Annotated in this window: 13 protein-coding genes; 6 read left to right on the top strand and 7 right to left on the bottom strand. The window is 34.1% G+C overall.

What is annotated here, in order from left to right; translation table 11 throughout:
• The first annotated feature begins 232 nt into the window (after nucleotides 1–232).
• On the top strand, nucleotides 233–1003 hold the full coding sequence (locus B0A65_RS01690; RefSeq protein ID WP_074658029.1) for an alpha/beta hydrolase: 771 nt from the start codon (nucleotides 233–235) through the stop codon (nucleotides 1001–1003).
• A gap of 47 nt (nucleotides 1004–1050) precedes the next feature.
• Complete coding sequence (locus B0A65_RS01685) at nucleotides 1051–1869, top strand: alpha/beta fold hydrolase (protein WP_074658031.1); 819 nt, start codon at nucleotides 1051–1053, stop codon at nucleotides 1867–1869.
• Between the two features lie 86 nt (nucleotides 1870–1955).
• Here the strand turns inward: B0A65_RS01685 and B0A65_RS01680 are convergent, their stop codons facing one another.
• The 5 genes from B0A65_RS01680 to B0A65_RS01660 all read right to left on the bottom strand — a co-directional run bounded on the left by B0A65_RS01680 (nucleotide 1956) and on the right by B0A65_RS01660 (nucleotide 8118).
• Complete coding sequence (locus B0A65_RS01680) at nucleotides 1956–2498, bottom strand: isochorismatase family protein (protein WP_074658033.1); 543 nt, start codon at nucleotides 2496–2498, stop codon at nucleotides 1956–1958.
• Between the two features lie 48 nt (nucleotides 2499–2546).
• Nucleotides 2547–4121 (bottom strand): Na+/H+ antiporter, encoded by a 1575-nt coding sequence (locus tag B0A65_RS01675; RefSeq protein ID WP_074658035.1) that lies wholly within the window; start codon nucleotides 4119–4121, stop codon nucleotides 2547–2549.
• 250 nt (nucleotides 4122–4371) lie between these two features.
• Nucleotides 4372–5700, bottom strand: coding sequence for a hybrid sensor histidine kinase/response regulator (locus B0A65_RS01670; RefSeq protein WP_074658037.1), 1329 nt, complete (start codon nucleotides 5698–5700; stop codon nucleotides 4372–4374).
• 28 nt (nucleotides 5701–5728) lie between these two features.
• Nucleotides 5729–6169: a response regulator gene (locus B0A65_RS01665; protein WP_074658039.1), complete on the bottom strand. Its 441-nt coding sequence runs from the start codon at nucleotides 6167–6169 to the stop codon at nucleotides 5729–5731.
• 11 nt (nucleotides 6170–6180) lie between these two features.
• The gene (locus B0A65_RS01660; RefSeq protein ID WP_089069600.1) at nucleotides 6181–8118 is read right to left on the bottom strand and encodes a PAS domain-containing sensor histidine kinase; all 1938 of its coding nucleotides are present in this window, start codon (nucleotides 8116–8118) and stop codon (nucleotides 6181–6183) included.
• 290 nt (nucleotides 8119–8408) lie between these two features.
• Between B0A65_RS01660 and B0A65_RS01655 the strand changes: the two genes are divergently transcribed.
• Nucleotides 8409–8834, top strand: coding sequence for a response regulator (locus B0A65_RS01655; protein ID WP_074658041.1), 426 nt, complete (start codon nucleotides 8409–8411; stop codon nucleotides 8832–8834).
• Between the two features lie 2 nt (nucleotides 8835–8836).
• Here B0A65_RS01655 and B0A65_RS01650 read toward each other — a convergent pair whose 3' ends face one another.
• Nucleotides 8837–10285 (bottom strand): FAD-dependent oxidoreductase, encoded by a 1449-nt coding sequence (locus B0A65_RS01650; protein WP_074658043.1) that lies wholly within the window; start codon nucleotides 10283–10285, stop codon nucleotides 8837–8839.
• A 101-nt stretch (nucleotides 10286–10386) separates the two neighbouring features.
• The gene (locus B0A65_RS01645) at nucleotides 10387–10908 is read right to left on the bottom strand and encodes a GNAT family N-acetyltransferase (RefSeq protein WP_074658045.1); all 522 of its coding nucleotides are present in this window, start codon (nucleotides 10906–10908) and stop codon (nucleotides 10387–10389) included.
• A 359-nt stretch (nucleotides 10909–11267) separates the two neighbouring features.
• Here B0A65_RS01645 and B0A65_RS01640 point away from each other — a divergent pair, with 359 nt between their 5' ends.
• The 3 genes from B0A65_RS01640 (at nucleotide 11268) to B0A65_RS01630 (ending at nucleotide 13016) form a co-directional block, all read left to right on the top strand.
• The gene (locus tag B0A65_RS01640; protein WP_074658047.1) at nucleotides 11268–11903 is read left to right on the top strand and encodes a hypothetical protein; all 636 of its coding nucleotides are present in this window, start codon (nucleotides 11268–11270) and stop codon (nucleotides 11901–11903) included.
• Nucleotides 11904–12082: 179 nt separating this feature from the next.
• Nucleotides 12083–12535 (top strand): hypothetical protein, encoded by a 453-nt coding sequence (locus B0A65_RS01635; protein WP_074658049.1) that lies wholly within the window; start codon nucleotides 12083–12085, stop codon nucleotides 12533–12535.
• Nucleotides 12536–12821: 286 nt separating this feature from the next.
• Complete coding sequence (locus B0A65_RS01630; RefSeq protein WP_074658051.1) at nucleotides 12822–13016, top strand: hypothetical protein; 195 nt, start codon at nucleotides 12822–12824, stop codon at nucleotides 13014–13016.
• Nucleotides 13017–13055 lie beyond the last annotated feature (39 nt).

The raw sequence follows: 13055 nt of genomic DNA, 5'->3' as shown, positions 1-13055 counted from the left end.
ATATAAATTAGCGAAATGTAGTGATTAGAAAAATATGTTTTTTATTTAATTGATTGATAATAAGTTATTTGTAATTTAGGTGTAAAGATTGTAATAGGTTTTTCTAAATTGAAAAATAAGGTAAACAATGTCGTTTTATTCAAAAAAAGGCAGTTGTCAGAACAATAATTAAAACTTGAAATTATAAAATCGTCATTGACAATACGTTATTAATCATTAAATATTTATTCTTATGACCAAATCAAAATCCATAATTCTCATACATGGAAACTTTGTAAATGACCTTAGCTGGGCAAAATGGAAAAGCCATTACGAACAAAAAGGATATACAGTTTATACTCCGGCCAATCCCGGACATGACGGAAATCCTTCCGATTTAAGAAAACAGGTACATCCTGCACTTGTTAAAACAGGTTTTATAGATATCGTTAACAACATTTCGAAGCTCATCGACAGTCTGCCTGAAAAACCATTAGTTATAGGGCATTCTATGGCCGGAATGGCAGTGATGAAATTGTTAGAATTAAATAAAGTAGCAGCGGCTGTAAGTATTGATGGTGCACCACCAAAGAATGTATTTCCTCCAGTACAAACCTTAAAATCAGTGATACCGGCATTTGGTTTTTTTTCCGGTAAAAAATATTTTATGGGGAGCCGTGAGTGGTATGACAAATGCTTTTTTAATACACTTCCTGAAAGTGAAAGAGCAAATGCTTTTGAAACTTATGCCGTGCCGGAAAGTTTCAAAGTAAGCCGCGAATTGGTCCTAAACTCTTTTTCTAACATTGATTTTGGAGTATCACACGAGCCGATTTTATTTATTGGCGGAGGCAGCGACAATATTTTTCCACAATCACTTACAACAACTTTGGCAAATAAATACAAAGACAAAAAAAGTCGTGTTGATCTGAAGATTTTTGACGGTAAAAGTCACTTCATCTGCGGCGAAAAAGGATGGGAAATAGTAGCCGATTATATTTTGGACTGGTATGAAAAACTATAAAAGTGAATTTAATTTAAAATGATTAATAACCATTAAAAAGAAGTAAAATGAGTACGATTACGGTTAAAGACGGAACAGAAATTTATTATAAAGATTGGGGAACAGGACAGCCTGTTTTCTTTCATCACGGCTGGCCATTATCAGCAGATGACTGGGATGCGCAAATGTTGTATTTCCTTGACCAGGGATTCAGAGTAATTGCACATGACAGACGCGGTCACGGAAGATCTACACAAACCTACAAAGGAAATGAAATGGATACTTATGCAGCTGATGTAGCAGAACTTACAGCATTTTTAGATTTGAAAGATGCCATACATATCGGACATTCAACAGGAGGAGGAGAAGCCATAAGATATGCCGCAAAATACGGAAGCAGAGTAGCTAAAGTAATACTTATAAGTGCAGTGACGCCTTATATGGTTTTGAACGATAATAATCCAGATGGTGTTCCAATTGCTGTATTTGATGATATTCGTTTTAATACTGCCAATAACAGACAACAGTTTTATCAGGATCTGACTTTCCCGTTTTATGGATACAATAGAGAAGGAGCTGCTGTAAAAAAAGGAATTCAGGATAATTGGTGGCGTCAGGGAATGATGGGCGGAATTAAAGCGCATTATGACTGTATAAAGGCATTTTCAGAAACAGATTTTACGGAAGACTTGAAAAGTGTAGACAAACCTGTACTTATACTACATGGAGAAGACGATCAGATTGTTCCCTATGTACCAACTGCTTTGAGAGCAGCTAAATTAGTTAAAAACGGAAAACTGATTACGTACCCAGGTTTATGCCACGGAATGCCAACGACAGATGCAGCAACTGTTAATGCAGATATCTTAGCTTTTATTAAAGCTTAAGAATCAGATTTAAGTCAAAAAAAATTGTAGAAAACCAGAACCGCAGTATTAAATTCAACTGAATTTGATACTGCGGTAATTTTTTATTATTTAATAAATTTCGTGAGAACTTCTTTAAAAAGTGGTGTTTCTGCTTTTTCAAGCCATTCAAACGCCAGCATATCGGGTGTGATTATTTCTGCTCCGTTTTTACTCATTCTTTCGAGCGCTCTTTCTTTATCGTTTGGAATTCGGGTTCCCACCGCTGAATCCAGAATAAAAACTTCGTAACCCAATTCCAGAAGATCCAGAACAGTTTGCTGTACACAAATGTGCGCCTCCGTTCCTGCCACAATAATTTGTTTTCTTTCTTTTTGAATTTTATCAAGAAGATTTCCTTCGCGAACAGCAGAAAAATAAACCTTTGTTATGATATCTTTTTCTTCAAATTTATCGCGTACTGTAGCGGGTGTCGTTCCTATTTTATGCGGACAATGTTCGGTTAAAATATGCGGAATACCGATTGTTTGTGCCAAATCTACAACCCATATCACACTTTTCATCACTTCTTCATTTTCATAAATTTTCGGCAATAATTTTTCCTGTACGTCAATAAGAAGTAAAGTCGAATTGGATGGTAAGATTTTCATGTATTGAAATTTAGCGTTACGTAGGTATTCAGTTCAATTAATTAAATTTTAAAGAAAGCGCAATTTTTCTTCTTCAATATCCAAATAATACATTTGCCTTCTGATTATGGATTCGTCCAGGGTTCGATCTTCCTTGTTTTTATCAATCAGCCATTGCCTTTGTTCGTTTAGTAAATCAAGATAAATAACCTTAAGTTCCTCTCCAATCGATTCGTCATCTATTCCGTTGCTGTGAAGTTCCCATTTTTGAATGAGATGCTGCAAAGGTGTATTGTTTTCAACTTCACCGCTATAATGGGTTTTTAGATAATGTATTGCGTGTTCCGCTAATTCTTTTCGAACCGTATTATACGCTTCCTCATGCGGAATAGGATCATAAATATCCGTAAGATTAATTTTTCTGATAAAGTAGGGCAGTGTCAGCCCCTGAATTACCAATGTCAGAAGAATAACAATAAAAGTAATAAACAAAATAAGGTTTCGTTGCAGAAAACCATTTCCGTTATTCAAATAAACAGGTATTGAAAGTGCAGCGGCAAGAGAAACAACACCGCGCATTCCGGTCCAGCCCAGTATAAAAGGTGTTTTGATACCGGGATTTCTTGTGTCTGCCACAGTGATGAAGTTACGGGCAATCATTGTTACTACTACAGCACCATAAGATGAAAGTATTCGGCTCACCATTAAGACTAACGTAATGAGCACACCATAACCAATTGCTGAGGGAAGGCTTACTTCTTCAAGGCCTTTTGTAATTTGAGGAAGATCTAATCCAATTAGCATAAATACGAATCCGTTCAATATAAAACAGAGACTCTCCCAGACATTTACACCACGCAAACGAGATTTGCTGGTAAGAAAGCGATGTCTGTTGTTTGATAAAAGCAAACCTCCGCTTACTACCGCCAGAACGCCTGAGCAGTGAATTTCTTCGGCAGCGAGATAAATAATGTAAGGGGTAAGAAGCGTAAGGACAATATCTGCATTTGTATTCGTAGGCAGGTATTTATGTGCTTTCATAAAAAGCCATCCAATTAGTAATCCAATCGAGACTCCGCCAATAATCATCCAGCTAAAACTTGTAGCGGCTTTGTAAAATATAAACTGTTCTGTTGCAACCGCAATCATAGCAAATCTGAAAATGATTAACGAAGATGCGTCATTGAGTAAACTTTCGCCTTCTAAAATAGAGGAGATTGCCTTTGGTACTTTTACGAATTTTAAAATAGCCCCCGCACTGACTGCATCTGGAGGAGATACAATTCCGCCCAATACAAAACCCAATGCCAGTGAAAATCCCGGAATAAAATAATTCGCAACAAGTGCTACTGAAAGTGCCGACAAAAAAACGACAACAAAAGCAAAACTTGTAATAATCCTGCGCCAACGCCACATTTCTTTCCAGGAAACGGTCCAGGCTGCTTCATAGAGCAGAGGAGGAAGGAAAATAAAAAATATGAGTTCCGGTTCGATATTAATTACAGGTACGCCCGGAATAAAACTAATAACCAATCCTGCTAATACTAACAAAATGGGGTACGCTACCTTTATTTTATTAGCTATCATAATCAGTAATAAGATAACTAGTAATATACCAAGATAAAAAGGAAAGTTGTCAAGCATTCTTTTAATTTATAAGAAGGAAATTTAATGTTGTATTCAGCCTAATAGGTCTGTATTCTTTTGAAATATAGTATAGCAGATAGCAAACCTTGCTCAAATGGTATCTGATGTATAGGATCACGAATATTTCTTTAGCTAATTTAATTAATTTAGTTGAATATCTACCTACGAAGCTTTAGAAGGTATGATTAAATAAATTAAAAGATATACTGTTTATCAGGTCAATAAAAAAGGATAACCATTGTGAAGACTAATGCATTTCATATGCGTTTTGTAAATCATTGCTCACTTTAAAAAGTTGTTTTCCGGATTTCGAAGTTTCCGGTAATTTCTTAAAATTTTCCGTAATAGGAATGTAGATATTAAATGTTACTCCCTTATTTAAATTACCGTCAGCAATTATAATTCCGTTGTGGTTTTCCACGATCTTCTTTACTATAGCCAACCCAATTCCTGTTCCTGAATATTCGGCGGTATGATGTAATCTTTGAAATATAACGAAGATGTTTTGATTGTACTGCGCGTCGAAACCAATTCCGTTATCCTGAAAAGTAAAGTTCCAGTAATCACAAATTTGCGGACTGTCAGGCAGATTAAGGGCTCTAAATTCTTCGTTTTTAAGAATCGAAGACTGTATTGTAATTTGAAGGGGAACTTTAGGTAAAGAGAACTTTAAGGAGTTGCTGATTAAATTGTAAATAAGCTGCCTAAACTGGGAGGTCATAATATTGACAGGCGCTAAACCTTTTATATTAAAAACAGTTTCTTTTTGATGAATTCTTTCAATAAGTTCTGTTTTTACATCGTCAATAATATCCTGTAAATCACTAATTTCATATTGATGATCGACCGCACTGACTCTTGAAAAATCCATTAAATCTTCAATAAGTTGTCTCATTCTTGTTGCTGCGACATGTATGCGATTCAAATTGTTTTTTCCGTCTTCAGTCATGTTTTTCATTTCTTTGTCCATCATAATTGAAATGAAAACCTGAATTTTTCGAAGCGGTTCCTGAAGATCATGACTTGAAATGAAATTGAATGCAAGCAGTTCTTTATTAGCATTAAGTAATTCAATAGCTCTTTTTTCTTTTTCAGCATTTTGAAATTCCAGTTCCTGGTTGGCTATTAAAAGCGCCGAAGTCTGCGTTTTTAATCTTTCGAGTAAATTTTCTTTTTCAATTAGTTCCTCAGCTTCTTTAAGCGCCCGGGTAATCTTTTGCAATAAGGATGAAAAATTATTTTTAGACACATAATCCGTTACACCTTCTTTTATAAGCCTTACAGCATTTTCCTCACCAATAGTACCGGAAACAATTATAAAAGGTATTTTAAGATCTCTTTCTTTAATTAATTTAAAGGCAGAAACAGCATCAAATGAAGGCAATGAATAGTCTGATAAAATAATATCCGGAAAAAAAGTAGCCAGTGCTTCTTCAAAACCTTTTCTTGATTCCACTATTTTGGAGCTAAATGATAATCCGGATTTTGTCAAATGCCTGACTATTAAGTCCGCATCAGCAGTATTGTCTTCTAATAGCAATACTTTTATATCCTTTTTAATTTGATATGGAATCATAAGTTAAGATTAAATGATTTGCTTAAATTTATACAGCAGGCTGGCTTAATATCATCCAGTACATTCCCATTTCTTTTATGGCATTAAAAAAATTATTACTGTCTACCGGTTTCACGATATAACTGTTGGCCCCCAGACTATAACATTTTGCTATATCAGGATCCTCCTGCGATGAAGTTAGTATAACTACCGGAATAGATTTTAGTTCAGCATCACTCTTAACTTTTTCAAGTACCTGCATTCCGGACATCTTTGGCATTTTTAAATCCAGAAGAAAAAGTTTTGGATGCGACTTAGGATTTCTGTCTGAATAAATACCTCTACAGTATATAAAATCAAGTGCTTCAGCACCATCTTTAACGTGTAAAAGTTTGTTTGTAAAACCGCTTTTGTTTAAGGCGCGAATAGTTAGTACAGCATCTTCCATGCTGTCTTCGGCAAATAAAATTTCAATATCGTCGTAGTTCATTTTTTGTTTTTTTAATGTTTAATATCCGGCAGGCTAAAGAAAAACTTTGCGCCGGCATCTAATTTTGATTCTGCCCACACCGTTCCGTGGTGTCGGTTTACTATTTTTTGCACAATTGCCAGGCCAATACCTGTCCCGGAAAACTCTTCCTGCGAGTGCAATCGCTGAAAGACGCCAAATAATTTATCATAATATTCCATGTCAAAACCTGCGCCCCAATCTTTTATACTATAGATAATTTTATCATTTTTGGAAGTTGATGTTATCTTGATTCGGGTTTCTGATTTATATTTTGAGTATTTGATCGCATTTGAAATTAAATTGATCCATACTTGTTTGATTAGTGACGGATCCCCATTTGCGGGAGCAATAACATCAATTTCGAAAATTGGTATATTTTCGTCTTTGTCAATAGTCATATCGCTTATAACGCCATTTAGGAGAGCGGCCATATTTATATTTACCGATGCAACCTGTTTTCGTCCTAATTTACTGAAAGCTAATAAGTCGTCTATTAAAACGCCCATTTTATTGGAGTTTTTTATTATGGCACGTAGCACATTCTTTCCATCGTCGTCAATGGCATCTACATGGTCTTCAGTAAGAATTTGTGTATAACCGTTAATCGCACGAATTGGTGCCCGAAGATCATGCGAAACAGAATAAGAAAAGGCTTCCAGTTCTTCCTGGGCTTTTTTGAGTTCATCGTTCGCAAGGCTTAGTTCTTTGCTTCGTTTTTCCTGATAAGCAAGTTCACGATTGGTAACAATCAGTTCGGCGGCACGCTTTTCTTTTTCTACTTTCCTTTTTTGCTTTAGAATATTTTCGGCAGCTAATTTTTTATTTGCAATAATTAATTCAGCGGCACGTTTTTCTTTTTCTTTACTCTGAATGGCAAGTTCTTTATTGGCGATTATTAATTCCTTTGCCCGCTGCTCTTTTTGCTCATTCTGAAATTTTAGTTCTTTATTGGCAATAACGAGTTCTGCGGCACGTTTTTCTTTTTCTTTATTCTGAAAAGCCAGTTCTTTATTGGCTATGATTAATTCTTTTGCCCGTTGTTCTTTTTGCTCATTCTGAAATTTCAGTTCTTTATTGGCAATAACTAATTCAGCAGCACGTTTTTCCTTTTCTTTATTCTGAAAAGCCAGTTCTTTATTGGCTATGATTAATTCAGATGCTCTTTTTTCTTTTTGCTCGTTCTGGAATTTTAGTTCTTTATTGGCGACAACTAATTCTGCGGCACGCTTTTCTTTTTCTTCATTTTGAAAAGCGAGTTCTTTATTAGCAATAACCAATTCAGAGGCTCTTTTTTCTTTTTCTTGTGCCTGAACAGCCAACTGCAAAAATTGTGTTTTGGCAAGCGTAATATCTGTAGCAATTTTTAAAATTTTATAAGGATTGCCCTGAGTATCTAAAATGGGATTATAACTACCAAAAAGCCATATTAATTTGCCATTTTTAGCAACTCGTATAAATTCATCTTTTTGATAAATTCCTTTTTTTAGATTGTTCCAAAACAATTTATAAGCATTCGATTTTGAGTACGCTGAATCAACAAAAAGGCTATGGTGTTTCCCTGCTAAATCAGCTTCATTGTAGCCCATAATTTCGAGAAAATTTTTATTGGCACTCAAAATATTTCCTTCAAGATCGAATTCTATAGATGCGTTTGAAGTATTAATAGCATTGATATGATTATGGAGTAATTGCTCTTTTGCTTTTAACTGATCTCTTAGCAGCCGAATATCTGTAATGTGTTTTGTACTATTGGGGACAGGCTTAGTATTGACAACGATAAATTCGGCAATATTTGTTGTTTTTTGATTAGATGCAGTAGGAAGTTCTTTTTTTAAAAGGAGTAGCTGATCATTTTTCTTTTCATTAAAAGTGATCTGATCAGTCGAAAGGAGTATTTCCTTTTTGTCATTTTTTTCTGTGTTATTCATATAATACGAATTTATATTTAGAAAAATAATGGCAGTAATTTGCTGGAAAAGCACCTATATTTTAGTAATTATGAGAACGGAAACCTTAAAGTCTATAATAAGAAATTACGATTTTTAACGAATATAGTTAAAATAACTGGTTAAATGCCCATTTATCTTTAGTATTATTGAAATAGGTAAACTTCAAATTATTATTTTTTACCCATTTTTAACGGTTGTATTACTAAAATGGTGTACCGTTTCATTTAAAATACTACCTTTCCCAACACTATAATTAACGTTAAGAATTTATGAATAAAGGCGGACCAATAGTCATTATAGAAGATGACCAGGATGATCAGGAAATTCTGGCGTTGGTGTTTAAAGAACTTGATTATAAAAATGAAATCATTTTTTTTAGTGATGGTGAATCGGCACTTAATTATCTGACGGCAACAGCGATCGAGCCCTTTATTATTTTCTCAGATATAAATATGCCAAAATTAAATGGAATAGAACTCCGTGCTAAAATTCATGAAAATGAAGATCTTAGAATGAAGTCCATTCCTTATTTATTTTTCACTACAGGCGCAGAACAGCAACATGTGGTGGAAGCCTATTCAAAATCAGTACAGGGATTTTTTATAAAGCCGCATGATTTTATAGAAATGAAAGAAATGATGAAAAGTATAGTGGAATACTGGCAGAAATGCGTTTCGCCCAATTATGTAAGATAGAATTATGTGTTTTTTTTCTTAAGACATCTTCCTCTTGGTTCATCGCCTTCATGCAGTACAATGTCAGAATGAAGAAATTCTGCAGCCTCTGCCGAATCTTTTACTTTAACAGCGCTGCGTTCCAACATTTCAGATTCAAATTCAGTTAATACACTTTCTCTTATTCCTGTTTTTTTCCAATGAATTGCAGATTTACATCCTTTTGCAATCCCGCGGGCGAGCGAAAGTGCATCTAACAAAGCCTGATTCGCACCTTGTCCCTTAAAAGGACTCATGGGGTGAGCCGCATCTCCGATCAAAGTAGCTTTACCACTTTTTTCTAATAATTCTGAATGGAGTAATTCACGATCATATACAGGGTAACCTGAAATTTGAGTTTCGAGAGTTGCAGCCATAATTTCCGGAATAGGAGTGTGCCATTGCGTTCTGCGACAGGCTTCTTCTTTGAGTGCCTGTGTTCCTTCCGCACTTAAAGCTTTAGCCTCTTCTTCTGTCATCGGAAAACTCAGTTGCCACATCACAGAGTCGGACGTGTAGGGCATCATATAAATTCGTTCATTGCCATTGGCCGTTTGAAATACAGTAGCCGAGTCGAGTAGAGGATTATCACGATCTTTGACCGCGCTTAACGGACAAATACCTAATATCACAATACAACCAAGGTAGCGTAAAGGAGTAATTTCTTCGCCAATTAATAACTTTCTGACAGAACTGCGAATACCATCAGCACCAACAATAAGATCCGCCTTAATAGTATTTATTTCTCCATTAACCTGAAAAGTTAGGTCAAGACTTTCGTCAGCAGCTTCTTTAAAAGCTATTAATTGATGTCCCCATTGTACTTTTTCGTTTCCGCCAAGCTGCTCTAACAAAGCTAAACGTAAAGATTGACGTGCAATATGAACATTGGTACGCTTTGCAGCATTGTTAGCTTCTGTTTGTAACCATTTTCTAATTCCCCATTCCCCAATTATTTTTCCTGCTGTGGTATGAACTACATGTCTTGTTGAAGTTACCCCATCTTTTAACGAAAAAATACCAAATCCTTCAATTGCTTTACTCGCTTGTTGCAAAGTAAGTCCGTAACCCTGAGATCGTGCATCGAAATTGTTGTCGCGCTCATAAAGAGTAAAAGGGATTCCGCGGTGCATACAAGCCACAGCCAGTGCAACTCCACCAATACCACCACCAATAATGGCAACGTGCGGATAGTTTTCGTTAGGAGCAACAGGAGCGTTCTGAGAAGGAAGTAATCCAGACCCGGAACAATTAAGGCATAAGTATAAATGCGCCCTGGGACGAATTGGAGCCATTCCTTCGCCTTTTGATTTTTCAAATAGTTCCAGCTCTGACTGGTAGTGAAGTCTTACTTTCTTACTGAGCCTTTGGCTTTTTTTGCCTCGTCCCTGACATTCGGGACAAATAATCCAGCTTGTTTGTTTGTTCTCCACTTTTTCTTTTCTCTTTATTTGGCTTCTTACGCTTCTGTTTTACAGCTGTGCAAATTTAAGGCAAAAGATCAGGAGTACAAACAACTTTAAGAGATTGAAGATTAAACAACTTTAATCTTCCGGATCATTGTAAGTATCCATCTATACTCTTGCTTCATTGTTGGGTAGTCCAGGTATTTTTTTTCAATTTGGATAAATTTATGTTTTTCATAAAAATATTTTGCCTGACTACTTTCCATCGTTTTAAGCCAAAGAATAGAGTAATTTTTCTCCTTACAAAGTGAAATTATAAATTCCATTATAATTTTTCCGATTCCTTTGTTCGCGTATTTCTTAAGAAGATATAATTTATCTATTTCAATACACTGTGCCTTTAGATAGGGACTTATTGCATTATTTCTTAATTTAAAATACCCTATTGCTTTGTCTGCATCATAAATCAAAAAATAAAAAATATCAGGTAATGAAAGCTCTTTTTTGAAATCTGTTTTTTTATAAAATTCAGCAAGATAAGATCTTCCATCATCTGTCCACAAATATTTATAAGTATCATTGTAGCTTTCTATCGCAATTTCGAACAATAAATCGAGCTGATTCTTTTGGCATTCTTTAATAGTAATCAATTGTAAAGTTTATGATGAGTAAGTTTAATTAGGAGTAAATGTAAAACATTGTAAGTTTATAATATCTATTTGATAGAGTTGAAGGTCTAAAAATAGGGTTTTGATATTTTAATTTTTCAGTTTTTTTGGGAAGTTGTAATCTCTTAGGTTAAAAAAAAAGGTAGATAGAAAGATTTATATCCGAAGTTTGGGCACGAAACTAAATCGTAACTCTTTCAAAAGACTTCAATTGGGGAATCGGTGATAAATTTTTATAAAAGTTAAAAAGTAAAAAAACAAATGTGGGTTGATTTTTATAGATTTGTAGAATCTGTTATTCTCAAAAATCAGTTTGGGAAACAATTATAAAACTAATGACAATGAAATCTGTTACTACGATATTTTTATTTTTAATGTTCGTTTGTTCAAATGCTTATTCACAATTAAGTGCGGATAAAATATTCGAGAGCTTTAAACAAGGTGAACGCACAAATTGCTCATCAATTGCTTTTATTAAGGCTGCTTTAAACGTTTACGGATTAGATAATCTTTTTGTAACTGAAAATATAAATGACAGTTTATATAAAATTACATTAAAAAATAATGCATCATTTGATTTAAAAAATGAAGAATTAAATAAAGCTAAAGTATCCGCTGGTTTTGTATTTATAAAAGATAATTGTGAGAGCGAAAAAATCACAGACTATGCCGTATTGACCTATGCCGTGATGGCAAAATACAAACAAATAATCGACAACGAGTCTACCTTTGACAGAGCGCTGGAAGATTTAGAAGATGGTGAAGTATATACTCCAACAATTTATAAATATTTAGGATTCGAAAAAGGCAAACAAATTCAAAAGTTAAAACGAGAGTCAGGAAGTGAATTTTGTGGTGTAGTTGCTTGGTCAACAGCGCATGCCGTTTTTGTTTGTGGAGAATTTATGGATTATTATGGCAATAAAAAAAGTATATGGATAAAATATCCCGGACGTTTTAGGATAATTAAATCATAATTGAAAGAAAATACATCTAATAAAAACAAAAGGATTATATACTTTTCTGTATTAACAGGCTAATACCATGATGTTAAGCTAAATGTTAATTTTTTTTTGAAAAAAGAAAATAATAAAGTTGTAATTTAAGTTAATTTATATATTTTTGTTTTTATCAACAACCAACCTACATTAAGAAAATGAAAATAAAAATTACTCTACTAAGTGTCCTTTTCTTCCTTACAACTGGCGCTATTTCAGCACAGGCAAAAAATGCTCCAAGAAGTATTATCAGTACAACAGCTCTTATCCGTAAATACCATGATCAAAAAGAATTGAGCGGTATGCAAAAGGGAGAACTTCTGGAATTATACATTGAGCGTATTAAAGTTTTAGTAAAAACATTACCGTACATCGCTTTGGTTACTAAACCAGGTGTTACAATGGCAGACTTAGGTATTCCGGATGATTCTGAACATAAAAAAGTGTTAGATGCTCAGGCATTAGGTACTACTACATTCTTAGATACTACAGTAGATTTTCAAAGAAAAATGATGCCTTACTCTGATAAAGGAAATCTAATTGCTGCAATTTTATTCTACGAAAGCACATTGAAATCATTACACGAATTCAACGATTTGAACGAAATGTAATATATATAATTTTCTTTTTTATTGTCTGATAGCTACAGATAGTTATTAAACAGAAAGGAGTAAATAAAAAATAAAAAGAAGTTATTTTTAGATGATAAGTCTAAGAATAACTTCTTTTTATTTTTGGCAACTTTTACGTTAGTCTGTTGAAAATATAAATTTGTTTTAATTCAAGCCTGTTTTTAGTACAGTATTCACTGTGTTTATTCTATAAATATTAAAAACGATTATATAAGCTTTTCTGGAGGTATTCAGGTAACTTTAATAAAATTTAAAATTTACAGTTATGAACGCAAATAATCAAAATCCGAACAACACTAAAAAAAGTGGTGCGGATACTCGAAGTGACATGAGAAAACATCAATACAAAGAGCATGATGAAATTTTAACAAATGATGAAAAGTATGATGTTGACACCCATGAGTTTAAAGGCGAAAAACCTGATTTAGACGATAAGTTAAACAATGAAGACAAGAAATAAACTGAAACGTCCCCAATTTTATTGGGGACGTTTTTTTTA

The organism is Flavobacterium frigidimaris, from assembly GCF_002217275.1.
GTDB classification, from domain to species: domain Bacteria; phylum Bacteroidota; class Bacteroidia; order Flavobacteriales; family Flavobacteriaceae; genus Flavobacterium; species Flavobacterium aquidurense.
This window is presented reverse-complemented; position numbering and strand designations above follow the sequence as displayed.

What these genes read in the sequence shown, in the direction of transcription:
- B0A65_RS01690 (WP_074658029.1), top strand. Translation starts at nt 233, where the DNA reads ATGACCAAATCAAAATCCATAATTCTCATACATGGAAACTTTGTAAAT.
- B0A65_RS01685 (WP_074658031.1), top strand. Translation starts at nt 1,051, where the DNA reads ATGAGTACGATTACGGTTAAAGACGGAACAGAAATTTATTATAAAGAT.
- B0A65_RS01680 (WP_074658033.1), bottom strand. Translation starts at nt 2,498, where the DNA reads ATGAAAATCTTACCATCCAATTCGACTTTACTTCTTATTGACGTACAG.
- B0A65_RS01675 (WP_074658035.1), bottom strand. Translation starts at nt 4,121, where the DNA reads ATGCTTGACAACTTTCCTTTTTATCTTGGTATATTACTAGTTATCTTA.
- B0A65_RS01670 (WP_074658037.1), bottom strand. Translation starts at nt 5,700, where the DNA reads ATGATTCCATATCAAATTAAAAAGGATATAAAAGTATTGCTATTAGAA.
- B0A65_RS01665 (WP_074658039.1), bottom strand. Translation starts at nt 6,169, where the DNA reads ATGAACTACGACGATATTGAAATTTTATTTGCCGAAGACAGCATGGAA.
- B0A65_RS01660 (WP_089069600.1), bottom strand. Translation starts at nt 8,118, where the DNA reads ATGAATAACACAGAAAAAAATGACAAAAAGGAAATACTCCTTTCGACT.
- B0A65_RS01655 (WP_074658041.1), top strand. Translation starts at nt 8,409, where the DNA reads ATGAATAAAGGCGGACCAATAGTCATTATAGAAGATGACCAGGATGAT.
- B0A65_RS01640 (WP_074658047.1), top strand. Translation starts at nt 11,268, where the DNA reads ATGAAATCTGTTACTACGATATTTTTATTTTTAATGTTCGTTTGTTCA.
- B0A65_RS01635 (WP_074658049.1), top strand. Translation starts at nt 12,083, where the DNA reads ATGAAAATAAAAATTACTCTACTAAGTGTCCTTTTCTTCCTTACAACT.
- B0A65_RS01630 (WP_074658051.1), top strand. Translation starts at nt 12,822, where the DNA reads ATGAACGCAAATAATCAAAATCCGAACAACACTAAAAAAAGTGGTGCG.